Below are 20,120 nucleotides of genomic sequence, written 5' to 3' on the forward strand. Positions count from 1 at the left end.
GAGCCTGACTCCGAATCAGGACATGCTAGAGGCCGATGGAGCCTCCGAGACTGGATTGGGGGACGTCGAAGGCGTCGACGAGGGGGAGAGCCTGGGGGCGGATTTCGGCGCAGAGCGCGGTCACGGTGCGGCGGATGGCCTTGCTCTTGGGGGGATCCAGGTAGCCCTGCTCCAGGAACCACGCCGCCTCGCGCTCGATCGCGGCGAGCGCATAGAGGCAGCGCAGCCGCTCGAGCCACTCCGCGACGCCGGAACTCGGCGTCCGCCGCTCGGCGGCGGTCATCGAGCGCAGGATCTCGCACTCGACGTGGGCCCGTGCGGCCGTGAGCGCGTGGTGCTGGCAGTCCGTGAGCGCATCGAACGCGGTCATCCCGCGGGCGATCCGGTGCCGGACCCGCCGCGCGAGCGAAAGCACGAGGTCCGAGCGGCGGGCGTCGAGAATCGCGTCCTGGAAGCCGGGGTCGCGGAGGTGGGCTTCGCTCGTCTTCCGTGCGATGATCCAGTTGCGCTCGGCGATCGCGCGGCGGGCGCGGGCGGCGGCGAAGCGCGCGATCCCGAGCGCGCCGAGATCCCCGAACTGCTGGCGGAAGCCCGTGAGGAGATCCTTCGCCACGAGTTGCATGAGGACGGTGTTGTCGCCCTCGAAGGTCGTGAATACGTCGCTGTCCGCCTTGAGCGCGGCGAACCGGTTGTGCGCGAGGTAGCCGCGCCCCCCGCACGACTCGCGGCATGCCTGGATGGTGTCCGTCGCGTGCCACGTGGCGCAGGCCTTGAGCCCGGCCGCAGCCGCCTCCAGGCGTCGCCGCCGCGCCATATCCCCTGCCTCCGGTTCGCCGGAGCCCCCCGCCTCCGCCGTCACGGCGGCCAGGTACTCGGCCTGCAGGTCGTGGAGGGCGAAGTTGAGCGCGTACGTCGTGGCGAGGCGCGGGAGGAGTCGCCGCTGGTGGGCGGGATAGTCGAGCAGGATGCGCTCGGCCTCGCCGGACGCACCGAACTGCCGGCGCCGCGCGCCGTACCGGACCGCGATCGTGAGGGCGACCTTCGTCGCGCTGAGCGCCGCGCTCCCCACGGCGACCCGGCCGCTGACGAGGGTGCCGAGCATGGTGAAGAAGCGGCGGGCCGGACTCGCGATCGGACTCCGATAGGCCCCGTCGTCGTCGATGGAGGCGAAGCGGTCGAGGAGGTTCCCGAGCGGCACGCGCACGCGATCGAAGTGGAGGCGTCCGTTGTCCACGCCGTTCAGGCCGAGCTTCTCCCCGCAGTCCTCGATCGTCACGCCGGGCAGCGGCTCCCCGTCTTCGCCGCGGATGGGGACGAGGATCGCGTGTACGCCGCGCCCTTCCCCCTCGACCTCGAGTTGCGCGAACACCGTGGCAAGCCGGCCGTCCCGCGCGGCGTTCCCGATGTAGTCCTTGCGCGCTCCCGGCACCGGGGTGTGGACGACGATCTCCTCCGTCCCGTGATCGTAGACCGCCGCCGTCTGAATGTCCTGGACGTTGGACCCGTGCAGCGTCTCGCTCATCGCGAAGCACCCCGGGAGCGCCAGCGTGCCCGCGTCCCTCAGGTATTTCTCGTGGTGTCGCCGGGACCCGAGCTGGTGAATGCTGCCGCCGAAGAGCCCGAACTGGACGCCGAACTTCGTGAGCAGGCTGAGGTCGAAGAAGGCGAGCGTCTCGAAGGTGGCGAGGAAGGCCGCCGGATCGTCCCCGCCCCCAAACTCCGCGGGATAGCTGAGGGCCCCGAGTCCCTCGTCGGCGAGCACCCGGCACCACTCTGAGACGCGTGCGCGGTAGTCGTCGGTCGAGAGGCCGGCGACCGTCTCGAACCGTCCGTCCGAGAGGAGCGCGCGCACACGTTGCCGGGTCTCCGGAGCGGGGCCGCCGAGGAAGCGCGCCATCGCGCCCGGGTCGAACCGCGGCTGGACGTCGGGTAGCGGCGCGATCGGGCGCACCGGGTCGAAGAGCGTCGCCACCGCGTCCGGACCGCCCAGACCCAGCGCCTCCTCGATGCGGAGGATGGCCGCGCGCTCCTCCCGCGTGGGGTGGGCGCCGTCGGCCTTCGCGATCGCGATGCCGAGTTCGGTGAGGGATCGCCTTCGCTCGGGCGAGATGTCCGCCGCCCGCCGCCGCACCTCATCGAGGAGGTGGAGGAGCCGCTCCGCCGACGGGGGCGCGTCGGGATCGAGCCACTCCGCGAGGGCTCCTTCGGCAACCCCCGCCTGGCGCAGGTGCCCGCGCAGCATGGCGAGTTCTTCGGCCGCGAGTTCCCCGTCGGCCCACGCGACATAGAGGAGAGGATGAAAGGCGAGCGACCCCGGCTCGGCAGTGGGCCCCGGACCCGCCACGCCTCAGAGTCCCTCCGCCTCGAACCCGATCTCCTTGTGGGACCCGTCGCAGAACGGCTTGTTGCTCGACGCGCCGCAGCGGCAGAGCCAGGGCTGCCGGAAGACCGCGGACCCCTCGTGCCCTTCCCCGCTGATCTCCACGACGCCATCGAAGTGCAGCGGACCGTTCGCGTGCGCCGTGACGACCGCTTCCCCGGCCTCCTCGCCGGACGGCGCCCCAGACGCCGACTCCGATTCCGACGCCGCGCGGCTCGTGTCGATCGGCCCGGAGGCCCGGAACTCGATGTCGCGGTGCGCCCCGTCACAGAACGGCTTGTTCGCCGACTGCCCGCAGCGGCACAGCGCGGCCTTCGGCTTCGCGATCCCGTCTTCCGCTCCCGCCGTTAGAACGCGCAGCGGGCTCCGAACGAGCAGCGGGCCGTCGCCGCCGCAGTGAACGATGCATCCGTTTGCCGTCATCCGATCTCCGTCGCTGTTGGGTCCACCTTCAGGGGACGAGTTCGGTTCGCCTCGGTTTGAGGAGGAATACGCCCTCGAGCATGCTCGTCACGAGCACGGTCCCGCTCTCGAAGTAGGGGAACGCGGTCCATGCCCCGTTGAAGCCGGGAGGATCGGCCCCGTACGGCGTGGTGTCGAAGTGCCCGACCTCCCGCAGGTTCTCGGGGTCGCTGATGTCGATGACGCGGAAGCCGGCCTGGTAGTTGGCCTGGTACATCCGGTCGCCCTTCACGTAGAGGTTGTGGTCCGTCGCGTTGTTCGGTCCGTAGTAGTCCGCGATCACGACGGGGTCATCAAGGTCGGTCACATCCCACACGATTGTCTTCGTCCGGTCCGTGGTGCCGACGAGTTCGTCGAGTTCGTCGTCGAGGAAAAAGTAGCGCCGGTCGTCGCTCAGCCACCCCTGGTGAATGTACGCGACGCCGGGGTACGCGGCGGCCGAGATCGGGCGCGGGTTCGCCTTGTCCGTGACGTCGACGATCCGGAGCGCGGTCTCGTTCGATGCGAAGCACAGCTCCCGGCCCCGGTAGTCCGTGTCGGGCCCGTCGTACACGAGGCACTGCGCGTCGTGCGTCCGCCCCTGGAAGATGAGCCCCTCGGTGTCCGTGTAGCAGCCGGCGAACTCGGGCGCCAGCGGCTGGCTGATGTCGATCATCACGAGGCCGCCGCCGCAGGTGTGCCCATCCCCGCTCGTGGAGACGGTGAAGGCGGTGCCCGCGCCGGTGTCGATGATGAGGTTGTGGGCGCTGCCGATTTCGTCCCAGCGGAGGTCGGGCGCGAACTCCACGGGGGGATTCGCCACGTCGCGCAGGCGGGTGAGGTCGAAGACGACGAGGCCGTGGGCGCCGGCCCCGTCCCCCGTGAAGAAGAGGTGGTCGGCGTAGACCTTGAGGTCGCGGGCGCCGCTGCGGTTCGCAGGGATGACGCCGAGATACACGGGGTTGACGGCGTCAGTGACGTCCACGATCGCGGCCCCGCCCGAACGGCCGACGAGGCCGTACTCGCGGCCCGTCTCGGGGTCCGTCCAGCCCCACGCGTCGCTCACGCGCTCCCCGGGTTCGGCGCCGATCGAGGCGAGCGGCAGATACGCTTGAAGGTCCACATCCGCGCAGTCGAAGCCGGCCGCGCGGTCGTCCTCGCAGCGCACCTCGGCCGACGTCACGGCGACGGGCGGTGTCCCGGGCCGCAGCCAGACCGGCCCCGACCAGGCGCCGTCCTCCGCCGCCTCGTAGACGGCCGCAAGCCCCGCGCTGCCCTCGGATTCCGGGCTGCCGACCACGGCAAGGCCGGGGCGAAGGGCGAGGGCCGCACCGAAGCCGGCCACGAGGCCCGTCTCCCGGGGCGCGAACGCGTGCGCGGCGCGCCATTCGTCGCCCGCATCCGCGCGGGTGAAGGCGTCCACCCGGCCCCGGCCGTCGTCCGCGCCGGGCGCCCCGACGATGAGTTCGTCCGCGGCGGCGGCGAGCGCGGTCCCGAAGCGCTGGCCGGGCCCCGGGTCCCCGGGCCGCAGTGTCGCCGTCTCGGCCCAGCCGCCCCCCGCCCCGCGGGCGAAGAGCACCACGCGGCCGACCGACCCATCCGCGGAGGGCGCGCCCACGGCGAGTTCGTCGTCCCCGGTGAAGAGCACGCTGGAGCCCAGCCCGGCGCCCCCGCTCAGCGCGGGCGCCTCGAGCGCCGCCTCACGAGTCCACCCCCCGCCGGCCCCGCGCACGAACACGTACACGGTGCCCGAACCTCCCTGCCCCGGCGCCCCGACCGCCGCGAGCCCGCCGCGGATCGCCAGCGCCGCCCCGAACCGGGCGTTCGCCCGCAGGTCTCCGGCCTCCAGCGTGCCCGCGTCGCTCCACGCGCCGTCCGCCCCGCGCGCGTAGACCCGCACCTCGGTGCCGGCGCCCTGCCCGCCCGGCGCCGAGACGAGCGCCACATCCCCGTCCGCCGCGACGACGCGCGCCGGCGGCTGCAGGATCGCCATCACCCTGCCCATGCTCATCTCTTCGGGGGCCGCGGCGGCTTCGTCCCGCAGCGGCAGGGCACCCGACTCCGCCCAGGCCCCGTCCGCCCCGCGCGCGAACCCGTACGCGCCGATCATCACCTGCGGATCCCCGCTCGCCGCGAGGAATCCGCCCTCCACCGGCGCCAGCGTGCGGCCGAACGACTCCCCGAGCAGCGAGCCCGCCGACCACACCTCCTGGATCTGCGACCAGCCGGAGTCGCCCTTCCCGAACACGAGCACCGAGGCGGCCCCCCGGCCGAACTCCGGCTTGAGGACGAGGATCTCGTCCGCCGCCGGCGCCCATACCGCCGCCCCGAACCCATCCTGCCCCGCCACCGGTACGGTCGCGGCGCACGCGAGCAGCGCAACCACTGCGAGGTGTCGCGAGCGAGCCATCATTCTGCCTTCCTCCAGGAATCGTTCTCGTGTACGGCGGCGGCGAGGGCGGCGGACAGCTCCGCGAAGGCGGTCTCGCCGCGGCCCAAAGCTGCGATGAGCGCGGATCCGACGACGACCCCGTCGGCCATGCCCGCGACCGCGGCGGCCTGCTCCGGCGTCGAGATCCCGAACCCCACCGCCACCGGCAGCCGCACCATCTTCCGGAGCCCTCTCACCTGGTCCTCAAGCGAGGCGTCGAGCGCCTTCCGCGCGCCCGTGACGCCGAGGCGGGAAATGTAGTACAGGAACCCCGAGGCGTGGCCGAGGATCGTCTCGAGGCGGGCCCGCGGCGTGGTGGGGGCCGCGAGCGGGATGAGGTCGAGCGACCCGGCGGCCAGCCGCCGCTCCAGCGCCGGGTGCGAACCCACGGGGAGGTCGGTGACGAGGAGTCCCGCAGCCCCCGCGGCCTCCGCCCGCGCCAGGAAGCGCTCCACTCCCATGCGAAGAATCGGATTCAGGTAGGAGAAGACGACGACCGGCGGCAGATCGGCCGAGATCCCGGCCAGCTGGTCGAGCGTGGACTCGACCGTGACGCCCTGCTCCAGCGCCCGCCAGCTCGCGGCCTGGATCGTGGGCCCGTCCGCGAGCGGGTCGCTGAACGGGATCCCGAGTTCGATGATGTCCGCGCCGTCCGCCGCCAGCCGCTCCAGCAGTCGCGGCGTGTCCCCCGGTCCCGGAAACCCGCTGGACAGAAAGGGGATGAACGCCGCCCCCGCTTCCCGCCCCTCGAACGCGCCCCCGATGCGCGATCCGGCGCGGGCGACGGGGGCCGTGGCGGGCATGGCGCCGCGGGGAACGCTCAAGAGCCGTTGTCCTCCGCGTCCTCTGCACCCTCCGCGTCCTCCGCGTCCTCCTCCGTCGTCACGGCCGGCCGGTGCGTCCCCCACTGCTCGAACCACTTCCTCAGGTAGAGCTGCGTGCGCAGGAAGTTCGACGGGCGCGAACTCGTCCCGTGCCACTCCCCCTGGAAGCGCACCATGACCGTCGGCACGCCCTCGTAGTGCAGCGCCTGGTAGAACTCCTCCGTCTGACCCATCGGCGTCCGCAGATCCATCTCCCCCGTCATCAGCATCGTCGGCGTCGTCACGTTCCCGACGTAGAAGATCGAAGACCGGTCCATCCACTCCTCCGGGTCCTCCCAGAAAGGCTGCTCGAAGGTGCGCAGATAGGCGATGGCGTCCGACGTCCCCATCGCCGACATCCAGTTCACGATGGGACAGTTCGCCGAGGCGGCCCGGAAGCGGTCCGTGTTCCCGACGATGTACGAGGTGAGGATGCCGCCGCCCGAGCACCCGTACACGAACAGGTTGTCCTCGTCCACGTAGCCGCGCCGCAGCATCTCGTCGACCCCGCCCATGAGGTCGGGAAAGTCCGCGCCCGGATAGTCGTGGTTGATCGCGTTCGCGAACTCCGTCCCGTATCCCGTGCTTCCCCGCGGGTTCGTATAGAGGACGACGTAGTCGTTCGAGGCGTGTTCCTGGAAGGCGAAGTTGAACCCGCCGTTGTACATCGCGTGCGGCCCGCCGTGGATCGCGAGCATCAGCGGATACTCGCGGTTCGGGTCGAAGTCGGGCGGCTTCACGATCCAGCCCTGGATCCGGAAGCCGTCCGTCGACTCGTACCAGACCTCCTCCACCTCGCCGAGAGTCACGCCGTGGAGCACGTCCGCGTTGACCTCCGTGAGGCGGGTGGTCCGGCCCGGGTCCGACAGGGAGAAGCGGTAGAGGTCGCCGGGCTCGTGGTCCGTGGAGATCGTGCCGACCGCCGTGCCGTCGTCCGAGAAGGAGGTGAGGGAGAAGAGATGCGCCCCCTCCGTAAGCTGCGTGACGCCGCCGTCGACGGAGACGAAGTGGAGCTGCCGGTACCCTTCCCGGTTCACGTTGAAGTAGAGGCCGCTCCCGTCGGGCGCCCACTGGAAGCCGCCGGACTGCCGGTCATAGTCCCCGGAGATGAGCCGCGAGCCGGATCCGTCCCGGTTCATGACGTGGATTCTGCCGTTCCGGTAGGTGTCGCGGTGCTCGTCCCCGGCGCTGTACGCGATGAGGCGGCCGTCGGGCGAGGGAACGGGGCCCGCGTCGGAGCCGCGCCGGTCGGTGAGCTGGCGAATCTCGCCGGAGGCCACGGAGACCGCGTAGATCTCCGACTCCTGCCAGTGCTCGGGCCGGTCCCAGTCGGGGACGCGGTACGAGGAGAAGTAGATCTCGGTCCCGTCGGGGCTCCAGGCGATCCCGCCGTGGTTCCAGTCCCCCGTCGTGAGCTGGCGGGCGGAGCCCCCGTCGGCGGGGACGACGAACACGTGCGTCCAGCCGGTGTCGACGTACCCCTGGCGGTCGCGCTTGTAGCCGGCGCGCTCCACGATCTTCGGGCCCGTGGTCCACGTCGCCCCATCCGGCCGCGACGGAAGATCGACGCCGGCGAAGTCCGCGCGGTCGTTCACCCGGCTCGTGAAGGCGATCCACTCTCCGTCGGGCGACCAGAGGGGCGAGGAGGGGCCGTTCTCGAGGCGCGTGACCTGTGTCGTGGCGCCCTCCTCATCCATCCAGCGCACGAAGATCTGGCTCCCGGAGGGCTCGCCCGCCGCCGTGTACAGGATGCGCGTGCCGTCGGGCGACCAGCGCGCCCCGCCGCCCTCGAGGAGCGCCCGCTTCCGGCTGCCGTCCGCGTTCATCATGTAGAGGGACGACTCGCGGCGGTCGTTGACCTTGTCCACCCACCCGCGGGTGTAAACGATCCTCGACCCGTCCGGCGAGATCCGGGGGTTGGAGACCGACTCCATGTCCATGTAGTGGTCGAGGGACAGCCGGCGGGTCTGGGCCGCCGCGTCCGCGGCGAGCGCTCCGGCGGCGATGGCTGTCAGCAGGACGGCGCTTCCGAACTTCGTCTTCATCCTTCGCTCCTTCGGCTTCTTGGGCGGCCCGTGGTCAGACCTGGAATTATCGGAGATGAGCCGAGCGGCGGCCAGCCGGAAGCCGACGGTAGAGGTCGGTCAGAGCGGACGGTAGACGGTTCCGCGGTGTGCGACGCGTACGACGAGAACGACGAGCGTCGCGTCCTGCACCTCGTACACCACGCGGTAGCCGCCGACCCGGATGCGCCGAAGCCCGCGCAGGCCTCCCTTCAGGGAACTGCCCGCGTGGGGATGCTCCGCCAGTCCGTCGATGGCGTCCACGATGCGCACGCGGTCGTGCTTCGGAATCCGGCCAAGCGCCTTGACCGCGCTCCGCTTAATCCGAACGGAGTAGGCCACCCCTGACCTCATCCCAGTCGAGTACCGGGTCGCTGGGGTCACGCAACCGCTCCACGGCAGCCGTCAGGTCATCGAAGTCTTCCAGATATCGCTCCAGGGCCTGGCGAACCACGTCGGCCCGGCTGCGCCTCAGCGTTGACGCCGCGGCATCCAGCGCTTCGACCATCTCGTGCGGGACGCGCGCGGTGATCTGATCCATGGTGCTGGTCTCTCCGATGTCTCTCACGTACATCGATGCAATGTCAATGAATGTCACTGCAGTCATAGTAATGTCACTGCCGCATCCCCGGCAAGGAGACGACGCTAGAGGATTGCGGCGCCGAGGGCGGAGGCGACGAGGCCGACTCCGAGTTCGGCGGTCTGGTTGCGGTGGTCGAGGATGGGGTTGAGCTCGACGAGTTCGAGGCTCAGCAGCTTTCCCGAGTGCGCGGCCTTCTCGCACACCAGGTGCCCTTCGCGGTAGGTAAGGCCGCCGCGCACCGGCGTCCCCACGCCGGGGGCGATCCGCGGGTCGAGCGCGTCGACGTCGAACGAGAGGTGGAACCCGGACGTGCCGGCGCCGGCGCGCTCCACGGCCTCGTCCATGCAGGCCCCCACGCCGCGCTCGTCGATCTCCGACATCGTGAACACGCGGACGCCGAGCTCCCGGACGAGCCGCTTTTCGCCGGCGTCCAGCGACCGCGCGCCCAGGACGCTCACGTTTTCGGGCGCGACGCTCGCCGCGCCGCGGGTCAGTTGCGGCTCCCCGTGCCCCAGCAGCACCGCGAGCGACATCCCGTGGATGTTGCCGGTGGGCGTGGTGCCGGGGCGGTTCATGTCGGCGTGGGCGTCCACCCAGATGACGCCGATGGACGCCCCCCGGGACCGGTGGTGGTCGGCGACCGCCGCCACCGATCCGATCGAGAGCGAATGGTCTCCGCCGAGCACGAGCGGCGTGCAGCCCCGGGCCAACCCTTCGCGCGCGAGCCTCCGCGTCTCCTCCGCGACGTGGACGATCTCGTCCAGAAAGCGCAACTCGTGCTCGCCTGCGTCGGTGGTCTCCAGCCCGCCGGCCGTCACGGTGCCCAGTTCGACGATGCGGTGGCCGATGGCTTCGATCTCCCGGCTGATCCCGGCGATGCGCAGAGCGGAAGGACCCATGTCCACGCCCCGGCGTCCGGCGCCGAGGTCGATGGAGACGGAGATCAGCGCGATGTCCACCGGGCCGCGATCAGCGCGTGTAGCAGGGGGTGGCGTTGGCGGCGGCCCACGGATGAACGATCCGGAGGGCGAGCCCGCCGGCGCCGTCGTCCTGCCACTGGACCTGCAACCCCTTGAGCGCTCGCTGGGCCCCGGCCTCCGCGTCGCCGAGGGGGGAGACCTCGTACGGACCCGCGATGGTCCCGGTCCGGGCCGAGAACAGGAAGTCGCGGAGCGCGCCGCGGTTGGGTCCGCCCGGCCCGGAGAGCGTCTGGTCGAGTCCTTCGGCCATGAGTTCCACGGCCGCGAAACCGCCCGCCGCGTGGTAGCCCGGTGTCGTGCCGTGCGCCGCCTGGTAGCGGCTGACGAAGGTGGCGTTGTCCGCGATGAACCCGGACGTCTCGAGGGCCGGGTGCCAGGGCGAGTTGCCGGCGACGCACCGCGCGGCCTGCCCTACGTCCTCGACGAAGTGCTGCTGACCCGGCCCGATGATCAGGCTCATGAGGACCGGCCTGTAGCCCACGACGGGCGCCGCGGTGGCGAAGCCGGCGGCGTCGGCCGTGTAGCCGCCGCCGATGAAGAGGTCCGCGCCGGCGTCCCGGGCCGCGGTGGCGATCGCCTCGTGGTCGGCGGCTCCCACCTCATAGGACTGGTCCAGCACGATCTCCAGTCCGTGGCGGCGGACCGCTTCGCGCACGCCCTCGACCACCGATGCCGGAAACGAACTGTTTTCGTACACGATCGCCGCGGTCCGGGCCCCGCCGAACACGGCCACCTCGACGGAACCCTGCAGGTAGGCCGGTCCCGGCGTCAGCAACTGGACGCTCCATTGCCGCTGCCGCTCGGACCAGATCGAGGGCGCCGCCGCCATCGGCGCGACCATCGGCATGCCCGCGGCCTCGTTCACGGCCAGGACGGTTTCCGTGATCGGGCTGCTGTAGGGTCCCAGCAGGGCATGGACCGTGCCGGAGGCGATGAGTTCCGCGTACAGGCGCGCGCTCGCCTGCGCGTCGCTCCCGTCATCGCGAATCTCCAGCTGCACCGGCCGGCCGCGGATGCCGCCCTTCTCGTTGAGGATCTCAACGGCGAGACGATACCCGCGCACGACTTCGATCCCCTCCACGCCGTGCCGCCCGGTCTCGGAGATGGCCGCCGCCAACGTGATCGGCGTCCCATCCGAGCCCGGCTCCGGCCCCGTGGGGTCCGCCGGGTCGTCCACGCACCCGGCCGCGGCCAGGGCCAGTGTCAGGAAGCCTGCGGCCAGGCCGATCGTGCGACCGCCGCGATGTGCCCGATGTGTATCGCTCATGAGTCCCATGAATATCGCCTCGAAACTTGAAGACAGTTCTGCTAGCGCAGCTCCACGTCGTCGCCGTCCAGGGTACGGATCCTCGCCACGAGCGCGGGCTCCGGCCCCTCGTCCACTTCGAGCGCCAGGTTCAGCGACTCGAGGGTGGATCGTACCGCGGCGGGGTCCGGATGTTCGGCCCGGAACGAGATCAGCCGCCCGCCCGGCGGCGTCGCGCGGGCCGGGTGCGGCGTCGTTCCCCAGTCGATGAAGAAAGGTACGAGACCGTCGTGCAGGACGGCGGCGAAGGCCGTGATCTCCCAGCTCAGTTCGCTGCCGTCCGGCCGCAGCCGGGAGCCGGGCCGCACCGGGCCCAGCGGCACGCCCCGGCCCGAGGCCCGCGCGACGAGCGCCGCGAGGTCGGTCCCGCGGGCCGCCCACGTGACGAGCCTCGGCTCGGCGAGTCCCTCGATCCCGAACGGGAGCGGCTCGTCCCGGGGCGGCGCTTCGGGGTCCGGACCGAGGATCTCGAGATAGATGTCGCCCCCGAGCGAGAGGAGGTGGTTCGCGGTGCCGAGGTTCCCGTGGCGGCCGCCGAACGGGGCTTCGACGCCGAGCCGCTCGGCCACCCACGCCACCCCTTCCTCGAGGTCGGCGGTGCCCAGCAGCAGATGGTCGAGATTCGCGGGAACGGCGGGGGCGCCCGGCATACCGGGTGCGCCCCGAGGCGGTGTCGGCGGGAGCATGGCCACTTCCGTCAGCCTCCCTCGTCTTCGAGTTCGACGCCGAGCCCGTCGGCGATCCGGTTCACGAACGCATAGTAGGCGGTGACCGCGCAGATATCGTGGATCGCGCGGTCATCGAAGCCGTGCGCCTTCAATCCGTCGACCGCGGATCCGTGCTCGCCGCCCGGGTCGAGCGTCAACCGCGCGGCGTAGTCGAGCATCGCCCGGTCGGCCTCGTCCAGTTCGGCCGCCGCTTGGTCCGTTGCGAGGGCGGCGATGAGGCGTTCGTTCTCCTCGCTGGAACCGCCGGCGTTGGCCGCGTCGAGCAGACGACGGAGACCCTCTCCGTGATGGACAATTCAGTAGCGGCAGGCGTTGAGGCCCGACACGACGACCGCGATCATCTCCCGCTGGATCCGGGTCAGCGGCCCCGGTCCGTACATCAGTTCGCGGTAGAGGTCGTAGTGGAGCCGGATGACGCGGCTATGGACGCCGTGAATGCGGATGATGTTGTCATCGTCCGCGACGCGGTCCTCCTCGGGAATCCCCGCCGGATCCGGGTAGTCGATGAAGGCCACGGTCAGCGCCCGCCAGCGCCGGGTTCGAGGCCGGGTTCGCCACCCGCCGCCAGGATGCGGGCGACTTCCTCCACGTCCTTGTCGCCCCGGCCGCTGAGACAGATGACGACGCGGCTCCCCGCCCAGCGCGCGGCTTCCCGCCGCAGGCCCGCCAGCGCGTGGGCGCTCTCGAGCGCGGGGATCAGCCCCTCGAGCCGGCACAGGTCCGCGAAGGCCGCGAGGGCCTCCTCATCCGTCACCGATTCGTAGCGGACCTGTCCCGTCTCCTTGAGCCACGAGTGCTCCGGGCCGACGCCGGGGTAGTCGAGGCCGGCGGAGACGGAATGGGCGGGGATCACCTGCCCGTCTTCGTCCTGGAGCAGGTAGCTGTAGTTGCCGTGAAGCACCCCGGGCTCGCCCGCCGTGAGCGAGGCAGAGTGCCGGCCGGTCTCGACGCCGTGCCCCGCCGCCTCCACGCCGACGAGGGCGACCCGCGCCTCCGCCGCGACCTCGCGGTTGCGCTCGATGAAGGGGGCGAAGATGCCGATCGCGTTGGAGCCGCCGCCCACGCAGGCGAACACGGCATCCGGCTCCACGGCATGGTCGGCGAGTTGCCGGACCGTCTCGTCGCCGATGACGCGCTGGAAGTCGCGTACGAGTTCGGGATAGGGCGCCGGGCCGACGACGGAGCCGATGATGTAGTGCGTCGTGTCCACGTTCGTGACCCAGTCGCGGATCGCCTCGTTCGTCGCGTCCTTCAGCGTCCGGCTCCCGCTGGAGACGGGGATGACCTCGGCGGCCAGCATCTCCATGCGCTCGACGTTGAGCGCCTGCCGGCGCATGTCCTCCTCGCCCATGTAGACGGCGCACTCGAAGTCGAGCGCCGCGCAGGCGGTGGCCGTCGCCACGCCGTGCTGGCCCGCCCCGGTCTCGGCGATGATCCGGGCCTTGTTCATGCGCTTCGCGAGCAGCGACTGGCCGAGCGTGTTGTTGATCTTGTGGGCGCCCGTGTGGTTGAGGTCCTCGCGCTTCAGCCACAGGTCGAGCCCGAGATCCGCCCCGAGTCGCGGCGCCCGGTAGAGCGGCGTGGGCCGGCCCACGTAATGGGCGAGGCTGGCCTCGAGCGCCTCCAGGAAGGAGGGATCGTCGCGCGCCTCCGCCCAGGCCGCGGTGAGCTCGTCGAGCGCCGGGATCAGCGTCTCGGGCACGAACTGCCCGCCGAAATCGCCGAACCAGCCGGGGGCCGGGCTGCTCAGTTGGCGGCCGCTCATTTCGCGGCTGCTCATTTTGCGGCCGCCAGGAATTCGAGGATGAGGTCGACCGACTTCTCCCCGGGGGCCCGCTCGACGCCCGACGAGACATCGACGATATCGGGACGCACGTCGCGGATGGCGCGCGCCACGTTGTCCGCGTTCAGCCCACCCGCGAGCGCGAGCCGACACCCGTCCCGCTCCAGCCCCGCCAGCCACTCGTACGGGAAGGCCGTCCCGGTGCCTCCGGGTCCGCGCGGCGAGAACCCCTCCAGGAGGATCGCGTCCGCCGCCTCCCGGTACTCGTCCCACCCCCGGACCAGAGCGTCGCTCGACGTGGGCCGGAGACCCTTCCAGACATCCAGTCCCTCGTCCCGCAGGCGGTCGCAGACTTCGGGCGGCTCCGAGCCGGCGAGCTGGGCGATGTGGAACTCCGCGATGTCCCGTTTGACGAGGATCTCCGCCGGGCCCGCGTCCACGAACACGCCCACGGCGCGCGTGCCGCCCTCGAGCGCCGCCACGACCCCGGCGGCTTCCCCGGCCGTGATTTCCCTCACCCGGCCCGCGAACACGACGCCCACGTAGTCCGCGCCGGCGCGGGACGTCACCGTGGCGTGTCCCGGCTCCCGGAGACCGCAGATCTTCACTCTGACCCGGCTCACGGCGCGCCGTCGCTGTCGCCCGCCGCGTCGGCGCCCGCCGGCTGCATCCGGCCGCTCCGGGGCCGCTGCGGGTGGCCGACGAGCGCCTCGACGCCCGCCGCCGGGTCGCCCGCCATCAGCCAGCCGCCGACCAGCACCGCGTCCGCCCCCGCGGAGCCCGCCGCCGCCGCGTCCTCCGCGGACCGGATCCCGCTCTCCGCCACGGCCGCGACGTCGGCCGGAAGCTCCTCGATCAGGCGCAGCGAGCGCTCGAGATCCACCTCGAAGGTCGCGAGGTCCCGCGCGTTGACGCCGAGGATCCGGGCCCCGGCTTCGAGCGCCCGCGCCACCTCCTCCTCGTCGTGCGCCTCCACGAGCGCCCCGAGGCCGAGTTCGCCCGCGATTTCGAGCAGTTCACGCAACCGGGCGTCGCCGAGCGCGCGCACGATGAGCAGCACCGCATCCGCACCCGCGGCTCGCGCCTCGTACAACTGGACGGGATCCAGCGTGAAGTCCTTGCGGAGGACGGGCACTCCCACAGCGTCCTTCGCGGACCTCAGGTCGTCCAGCGAGCCGCCGAAGTAGCGCTCGTCCGTGAGGACCGAAATCGCGGCCGCCCCCGCGGAGGCGTACACGCTCGCCACGCCCGCGGCCTGGGCGTACGGGTTGATGTCGCCCGCGGAGGGAGAGCGCCGCTTGAACTCGGCGACGACGGAGACTTCCCCAGGCCGCCGCAGAGACGCCTCGAAGCCGCGGGGGGGCGGGGCTTCATCGGCCTGCCCGCGAATCGCGCTCCGGAACAACTGGAGCCGCGCGACCTCTTCCCGCTTCGCCGCGAGGATCTCTTCGAGAATCGTGTCGTGTGCCATGGGCGCCAAGCTGCGACCGCCGCTATCCCGCCGCAAAACCCCGGCGGCCGCGCCGGTTCGGGTGGAAGGTTGCGCTTCGGTGCATGTTCGGGTAGATTTCGGTAACCGTTCGGCCCGGCGCAAGAGACGGCGGGCCGCGCAGTGCGGAAGCGCGAGCGGAGCGAATAACGATGGCGCTTACGAAGCGACAGCGCGAGATGCTGGATTTCCTCGAGGGCTTCATACGGTTCCGCGGGTATTCCCCGAGCTTCGAGGAGATCGCGGAGGAGTTCGGCTACCGCTCGCTCGCGACGGTGCACGAACATCTCCAGAACCTGCAGGCGAAGGGGTATATCCGAAAAAACTACAATGAAAGTCGGTCCGTCGAACTGGTGGAAGGAAAGCTCCAGGTCGCCGCGGTCGAGCTGCCGCTGTACGGCAACGTGGCGGCCGGCCAGCCGATAGAGGTCATCCAGGAGCAGGAGACGGTCTCCGTTCCCGAAGACATGATCGCGGGCTCACTGAGCGAGCACTATGTGCTCCGAGTGCGCGGCGATTCGATGATCGACGAACAGATCCGAGACGGCGACTACGTCATCGTCCAGTCGCGCGAGACCGCGCACAACGGCGAAATGGTGATCGCGCTCGTCGATGGCGAGAACGCCACCATGAAGAAGATCTACCTGGAGCAGGGCCGGATCCGGCTCCAGCCCGCAAACCCGGCGCTCACGCCGATCTACCTGCACCCCTCGCAGGTCACGATCCAGGGCGTCGTGATCGGAGTGATCCGGCGCTACTGACGACGGAGAAGAACCCTCACCGCAGTTGACGGAGGACCGCTCTCGACTCCCCGAGAGTTCCCGTCCCGACGGCCACCCACCTCCCACCAAAAACCGTCGGGGCGGAGGTTCCCGTCTCCGGAATCAACAAGCCTATTTGGTCCAGATCACCACGGCGCCACAACGGGCGTCATAGCCGGAGAATTCCGCCGGGAGCACGGCCGCACCCGTGTACACCTCGAGCCCCTCGATCTCCGCCGGCAGGACGTAATCGTTGATCGTCTCATTCTCCCTGGTCATGCGGCTCATGCGCAGGATCGCGGGGGGCACCTCCTCGGCGGCCCACCGCTCGTCGCTCCCTCGAATGACCAGGTTGCCGTCAACGAAGATGTTCAGCTTGCAGCCCTGGTTGCCGAAGCCCGCCGATGCCCTCGTGCCGTACAACTGGCAGCCGTGGGCCTGTACCCCGCAGTTGCCCAGCCGTACGCCCGGCACGTCCGCGATCATGTGCGAAATGCGAAGCGGGTTGCGGCGTTCGATGTCCTCGACGGTGAAGAACTCGCCGCCACCCGTGAGTTCCCCCCACTCTCTGCGTTCGTAGAACCCCGAGATCTCCAGACGCCGGGACCTCGTCGCGACTGCGACCAGAGGCGCCAGGACCACCGGGTCCGGAGACAAGCCGATCATGGCCTCGGTCGTGACGCCCCGCTCGACCGCCACCCGATGGACCAGGGGCGCGTAGCCGAGATGCCGCACCGACAGCTCGTGTTCGCCCACCGGCAGCGCGCTGAGCACAAAATACCCGCGGCTGTTGCTCTGAGCCGCCTCCGTCCGGCCCGGGACGGACACCGCGGCCGCAGCAACAGGCCGGTCGTTCCGCGCATCCCGAACCTGCCCGATGACCCGCCCCGTGGCCGTGGACCCGAACAAGAGGCGGAGTTGGACTGTAACTGCCGCTCCGGGCTCCACGGTCACTGCCATCTCCTCGCTCGACGCGTCGCCGAACTCGGCCCACAGGACGCCCTGTAGCGTGTTCGGCGGAACGCAGAGTACGAGCTGTCCGTCGGCGCCCACCGGCTCCCGCACCGGTCGCCGTTCCGCATCCGTCCAGCGCAACGCCACCGTCGCGCCCGGGATCGGCACCAGCCCCGAATCGTCGAGCACCTCAACCGCGAGCGACTCGCGGCCGCCACAGCCATCCTCCTGCAACGCGGCGAGGGATCCGCCGCCAGCTGTAACCGCAAACGCCAACATCCACGCAGCCAGCGAGCCCGCCCGCACCATCCGGCCAGCGTCGTTGCGCATCGGACCCTCCACTTCAAACGCAGATCCGTGAAACCCGCACTTGAGTCAACTACCCGGAACAGGCCCCACTGATCCCGAGCAGACCTCCGTCGAGGCCACGAGCGAATCGACGGTGGCGGCACCCAACGGCATGGAGGTCAGCCCCCGGCCTCCCGCCGGTCTAACACGATCTCGTAGCGTGCAACGTAGGGGATGTCGAGGGCATCCTTCTCCACGACCCAGGCCTCGGTCCGGTTGGCGTCCGACACCCTAGATGCGGCGGGGAGCCGAAACCGGCCGATGGTCGCGCCCGTGGGCTCCAAGACGAGCCAAGTCCGCTCTCCCGCTTCATCGGGCCCTGCGATCCAGACGGTGCCGTCGCTTCCCATCTGAAGGTTGGTCACCGGGGGAAAGTACCGGACCCGCTCCAGGAACTCGCGCAGGGCATCCGCGAACTCCCGCCGGTCGGCGACGATGGGGAGATCCAGCGACTCCTCGATATCGCGATCGTAGTATCCGTTCGGCACGGGGAGCGGCTCATATGCGATGCGACGGTGGAACAGCGTGTCACCCTCTGAATCCACTCGCGTCACGCCGTACTCGGCCGGACCCGTACCTGTCCAACTCCGTCCTTGGACGATCACGGCACCCGAGCCATCGCGCGCGAATTGCCAAGTGTCGCCGCGATCAAGAGGGTGGCGGCGGTGCAACACGCCGTCGTCCACCGCACCGGCGGTGATTGCGACGCGGACGGCCCGCCCGAGCGTTGCCAGCGTGCCGCGTACCCTCCCGGCGGTATCAAGCGCCACCAGCGGCATAGTCGTAAACGCCCCCCGCTCCGCTCCCGTGCCCGAGGGAATCCGGATGGCCGCCGCGCGCAGATCGAACAACGGGACCAGGGGTTGAAACCCTGTCGTTCCATGCAGGTCCGACACATAGGCGTGGTACGGAATCGTCTCCGCTTCGCCGGATGCGACATCGAAGAACGTGAACCGTCCCAGCCTCTGATCGCCGACCCAGATGGTCCCCGGTCCGCCCCAGCCGAGCATTGTCGGGGCCGTTAACTCGCCGGGGCCCACGCCCTGGCCGGCACCGAGGTCGCGGACGAACTCTCCACTCCGCGTGAACACTCGAATCTTGCCCTCCTGGGGCAGAATGACGTACACCCTATTCTCGCCGGCCAGCACGTCGCCCACGGTCGAAAACCCGTAGATCGGATCGTCGGCGCTTCCGATCCTGACGGTCCTCCGCAGTGTCCACTCCGGCACCTCCCAGGGCGCTCCTTCCGGCACCGGAGCTGCGCAGGCGAGCGCCAGCGGAACGACGAGGATGCTTTTCAGAAACCGCTTGGCCACTCGCATACGCATGCCCATTCGTTGATTCCTACAGCCGGAGGCGCGCCGTCGCATCCCGCGCTGCGCGCAAATCGTTGGGAGAATACCATTTTGCGATGATCCCGCCGTCGTAAGCCCGCCTCGGCCGCGCGTTGGGAGGCGGCACTGCAGAGACTTTCGTGGACGCGAACATCGCGGCGAGCGGCCTTGTTTCGCGGAGGTCATCGAAGTTGGGAGCCTCAGGCACCTCCGGTGCCAGCGAACGTCCGTCGAGTGAAAATATCAGCGCTCGTGCGATGTCAGCATCGCGATCCGTCACGAGGATCACCGGAACCCAGGGCCGTCTCAGTCCGAGATCCGCCAGCAGCTCCGTTCGTGCCCGCAGCGACCGGAGCCCACAGCCGACGATGATGCTGCTGGCACCGTTGTCGCCTGCGGTGAGTTCCCCCTCACCGTCGACGACGTGAGCGGCGGCGCCGGCTGCCCGCCGTATGCGCTCGGCGTCGCTACGCGTATCCGCCAGAATCCAGATCATTCCACCCCCTCACCACTCGAAGTGATCGCACGGGGATACACATCCCCCTACTCCTAATAGGTTCCGAGTGGGCGAAACTTCGCTGTGCGGATTTTCCTCCGACGCTTCCGGCGGGGTTATGCCGTCGGTTGAAACGATTGCAGGGATTGGAGTTGTGACTCCGCGGAGCCCGAATCGATGGATTGTTCGGCAGCGGCGACGCCGGCGGCGAGGGTGTCCACGGCGCCCGCGGCCCAGAAGGCGGCGGCGGCGTTGAGGACGACGGCCGCGCGGCCGGCCCCGGCTTCGCGGCCGTCGATCACGCGACGGACCCGTTCTGCGTTCTCCTCCGGCTCGCCTCCCGCCAGGTCGGACGGTGCGTACTCCGGCCAGCCGAAGTCGGACGGCGCGACCTCGAACTCGGACAGCGTCCCGTTCTCGATGCGGAAGACGCGGGTCGGGCCGAGGGGGCTCAGTTCGTCCATGCCGGGTTCGCCGTGGACGACGAGCGCGCGCTCGTGGCCGAGTTCGAGGAGGGAGTCGGCGACGAGGCGCTGCAGATCGGGGTGGGCGACGCCGACGACCTGCCGCCGCACGCCGGCCGGGTTCGCGAGCGGGCCGAGGAGGTTCATGATCGTGGTTACGCCGAGCGCGGCGCGGACGGGCCCCACGTGCCGCATAGCCGGGTGGTGGGCCGGGGCGAACATGAACACGAACCCGGTTTCCTCGAACATCCGCTTCTCGTCCTCGGGAGGAAGCTCGATGGGCACGCCGAGGATCTCCAGCACGTCGGCGCTGCCGCACTTCGAGGTGAACGAGCGGTTGCCGTGCTTTGCGATGCGGACGCCGCCCGCCGCAGCCACGATGGCGGCCGCGGTCGAGATGTTGAACGTGGTCAGCGTGCCGCCGCCGGTGCCGCAGGTGTCGATGATGCGGTCGTCGTCGAGGGCGAGCGGGATCATGGCCTTCCGCAGCGCGCGGACGCCGCCGGCCACCTCGGCGGGCGTTTCCCCGCGCATCCTGAGCGCGGCGAGGAGCGCGGCCATCTCGGCCTGGGTGGCCTCGCCGCTCATGAAGCGGTCGAACGTGGCTTCGGCGGCGGCGGCATCCAGGGTCTCTCCGGAGAGGACGCGCCGGATCGTGTTCGTCACCTCGATTCCTCCTCGTTTCCCCTCATCGGTTTCCCCTCATCGGTTTCCCC

At 70.6% G+C, this 20,120-nt stretch carries 20 protein-coding genes; 1 reads left to right on the forward strand and 19 read right to left on the reverse strand.

The annotated features are described in order from the left end of the window. Positions 1 to 25 precede the first annotated feature (25 nt). From RN743_RS10240 to trpC, 15 genes are all read right to left on the reverse strand, one after another. The gene (locus RN743_RS10240; protein WP_310779635.1) at positions 26 to 2,344 is read right to left on the reverse strand and encodes an acyl-CoA dehydrogenase; all 2,319 of its coding nucleotides are present in this window, start codon (positions 2,342 to 2,344) and stop codon (positions 26 to 28) included. 3 nt (positions 2,345 to 2,347) lie between these two features. Beyond that, the gene (locus tag RN743_RS10245) at positions 2,348 to 2,803 is read right to left on the reverse strand and encodes a CDGSH iron-sulfur domain-containing protein (protein ID WP_310779636.1); all 456 of its coding nucleotides are present in this window, start codon (positions 2,801 to 2,803) and stop codon (positions 2,348 to 2,350) included. 28 nt (positions 2,804 to 2,831) lie between these two features. Next, a complete protein-coding gene (locus tag RN743_RS10250) occupies positions 2,832 to 5,234 on the reverse strand; it encodes a choice-of-anchor B family protein (RefSeq protein WP_310779637.1) in 2,403 nt (800 codons plus the stop codon). Next, the gene (gene trpA, locus RN743_RS10255; protein ID WP_310779638.1) at positions 5,231 to 6,076 is read right to left on the reverse strand and encodes a tryptophan synthase subunit alpha; all 846 of its coding nucleotides are present in this window, start codon (positions 6,074 to 6,076) and stop codon (positions 5,231 to 5,233) included. Before trpA ends, RN743_RS10250 begins: the two co-directional genes overlap by 4 nt. Then, on the reverse strand, positions 6,073 to 8,160 hold the full coding sequence (locus tag RN743_RS10260; protein ID WP_310779639.1) for a S9 family peptidase: 2,088 nt from the start codon (positions 8,158 to 8,160) through the stop codon (positions 6,073 to 6,075). Before RN743_RS10260 ends, trpA begins: the two co-directional genes overlap by 4 nt. Positions 8,161 to 8,259: 99 nt before the next feature. Continuing rightward, a complete protein-coding gene (locus RN743_RS10265) occupies positions 8,260 to 8,520 on the reverse strand; it encodes a type II toxin-antitoxin system RelE/ParE family toxin (RefSeq protein ID WP_310779640.1) in 261 nt (86 codons plus the stop codon). Next, on the reverse strand, positions 8,498 to 8,719 hold the full coding sequence (locus RN743_RS10270) for a YlcI/YnfO family protein (RefSeq protein ID WP_310779641.1): 222 nt from the start codon (positions 8,717 to 8,719) through the stop codon (positions 8,498 to 8,500). Before RN743_RS10270 ends, RN743_RS10265 begins: the two co-directional genes overlap by 23 nt. Positions 8,720 to 8,823: 104 nt before the next feature. Next, on the reverse strand, positions 8,824 to 9,720 hold the full coding sequence (rocF, locus tag RN743_RS10275; protein WP_310779642.1) for an arginase: 897 nt from the start codon (positions 9,718 to 9,720) through the stop codon (positions 8,824 to 8,826). 10 nt (positions 9,721 to 9,730) lie between these two features. Next, complete coding sequence (locus RN743_RS10280; protein ID WP_310779643.1) at positions 9,731 to 11,008, reverse strand: amino acid ABC transporter substrate-binding protein; 1,278 nt, start codon at positions 11,006 to 11,008, stop codon at positions 9,731 to 9,733. A 41-nt stretch (positions 11,009 to 11,049) separates the two neighbouring features. Continuing rightward, on the reverse strand, positions 11,050 to 11,733 hold the full coding sequence (locus RN743_RS10285) for a VOC family protein (protein WP_310779644.1): 684 nt from the start codon (positions 11,731 to 11,733) through the stop codon (positions 11,050 to 11,052). An 11-nt stretch (positions 11,734 to 11,744) separates the two neighbouring features. Beyond that, positions 11,745 to 11,933, reverse strand: a complete 189-nt coding sequence (locus tag RN743_RS10290) for a hypothetical protein (RefSeq protein WP_310779645.1) — start codon at positions 11,931 to 11,933, stop codon at positions 11,745 to 11,747. A gap of 138 nt (positions 11,934 to 12,071) precedes the next feature. Next, positions 12,072 to 12,290, reverse strand: a complete 219-nt coding sequence (locus RN743_RS10295) for a hypothetical protein (RefSeq protein ID WP_310779646.1) — start codon at positions 12,288 to 12,290, stop codon at positions 12,072 to 12,074. Between the two features lie 2 nt (positions 12,291 to 12,292). Beyond that, on the reverse strand, positions 12,293 to 13,555 hold the full coding sequence (gene trpB, locus RN743_RS10300) for a tryptophan synthase subunit beta (RefSeq protein ID WP_310779647.1): 1,263 nt from the start codon (positions 13,553 to 13,555) through the stop codon (positions 12,293 to 12,295). Next, entirely contained in the window at positions 13,552 to 14,181 is a 630-nt protein-coding gene (locus RN743_RS10305) for a phosphoribosylanthranilate isomerase (protein WP_310779648.1), read from the reverse strand. Before RN743_RS10305 ends, trpB begins: the two co-directional genes overlap by 4 nt. Next, a complete protein-coding gene (gene trpC / locus RN743_RS10310) occupies positions 14,178 to 15,029 on the reverse strand; it encodes an indole-3-glycerol phosphate synthase TrpC (RefSeq protein ID WP_310779649.1) in 852 nt (283 codons plus the stop codon). The genes RN743_RS10305 and trpC overlap by 4 nt, the downstream gene beginning before the upstream one ends. 170 nt (positions 15,030 to 15,199) lie before the next feature. On the opposite strand from trpC, the gene lexA reads away from it, so the two are divergent. Then, positions 15,200 to 15,808 (forward strand): transcriptional repressor LexA, encoded by a 609-nt coding sequence (gene lexA / locus RN743_RS10315; protein WP_310779650.1) that lies wholly within the window; start codon positions 15,200 to 15,202, stop codon positions 15,806 to 15,808. 132 nt (positions 15,809 to 15,940) lie between these two features. Here the strand turns inward: lexA and RN743_RS10320 are convergent, their stop codons facing one another. The 4 genes from RN743_RS10320 to trpD form a co-directional block, all read right to left on the reverse strand. Next, entirely contained in the window at positions 15,941 to 17,092 is a 1,152-nt protein-coding gene (locus RN743_RS10320) for a carboxypeptidase-like regulatory domain-containing protein (RefSeq protein ID WP_310779651.1), read from the reverse strand. A gap of 137 nt (positions 17,093 to 17,229) precedes the next feature. After that, entirely contained in the window at positions 17,230 to 18,438 is a 1,209-nt protein-coding gene (locus RN743_RS10325) for a hypothetical protein (protein ID WP_310779652.1), read from the reverse strand. Between the two features lie 16 nt (positions 18,439 to 18,454). Further along, positions 18,455 to 18,940, reverse strand: coding sequence for a hypothetical protein (locus tag RN743_RS10330; protein ID WP_310779653.1), 486 nt, complete (start codon positions 18,938 to 18,940; stop codon positions 18,455 to 18,457). Between the two features lie 116 nt (positions 18,941 to 19,056). Next, positions 19,057 to 20,070, reverse strand: a complete 1,014-nt coding sequence (gene trpD / locus RN743_RS10335; protein WP_310779654.1) for an anthranilate phosphoribosyltransferase — start codon at positions 20,068 to 20,070, stop codon at positions 19,057 to 19,059. Positions 20,071 to 20,120 lie beyond the last annotated feature (50 nt).

Source organism: Candidatus Palauibacter scopulicola, from assembly GCF_947581915.1.
In the GTDB taxonomy this organism is placed as follows: Bacteria; Gemmatimonadota; Gemmatimonadetes; order Palauibacterales; family Palauibacteraceae; genus Palauibacter; species Palauibacter scopulicola.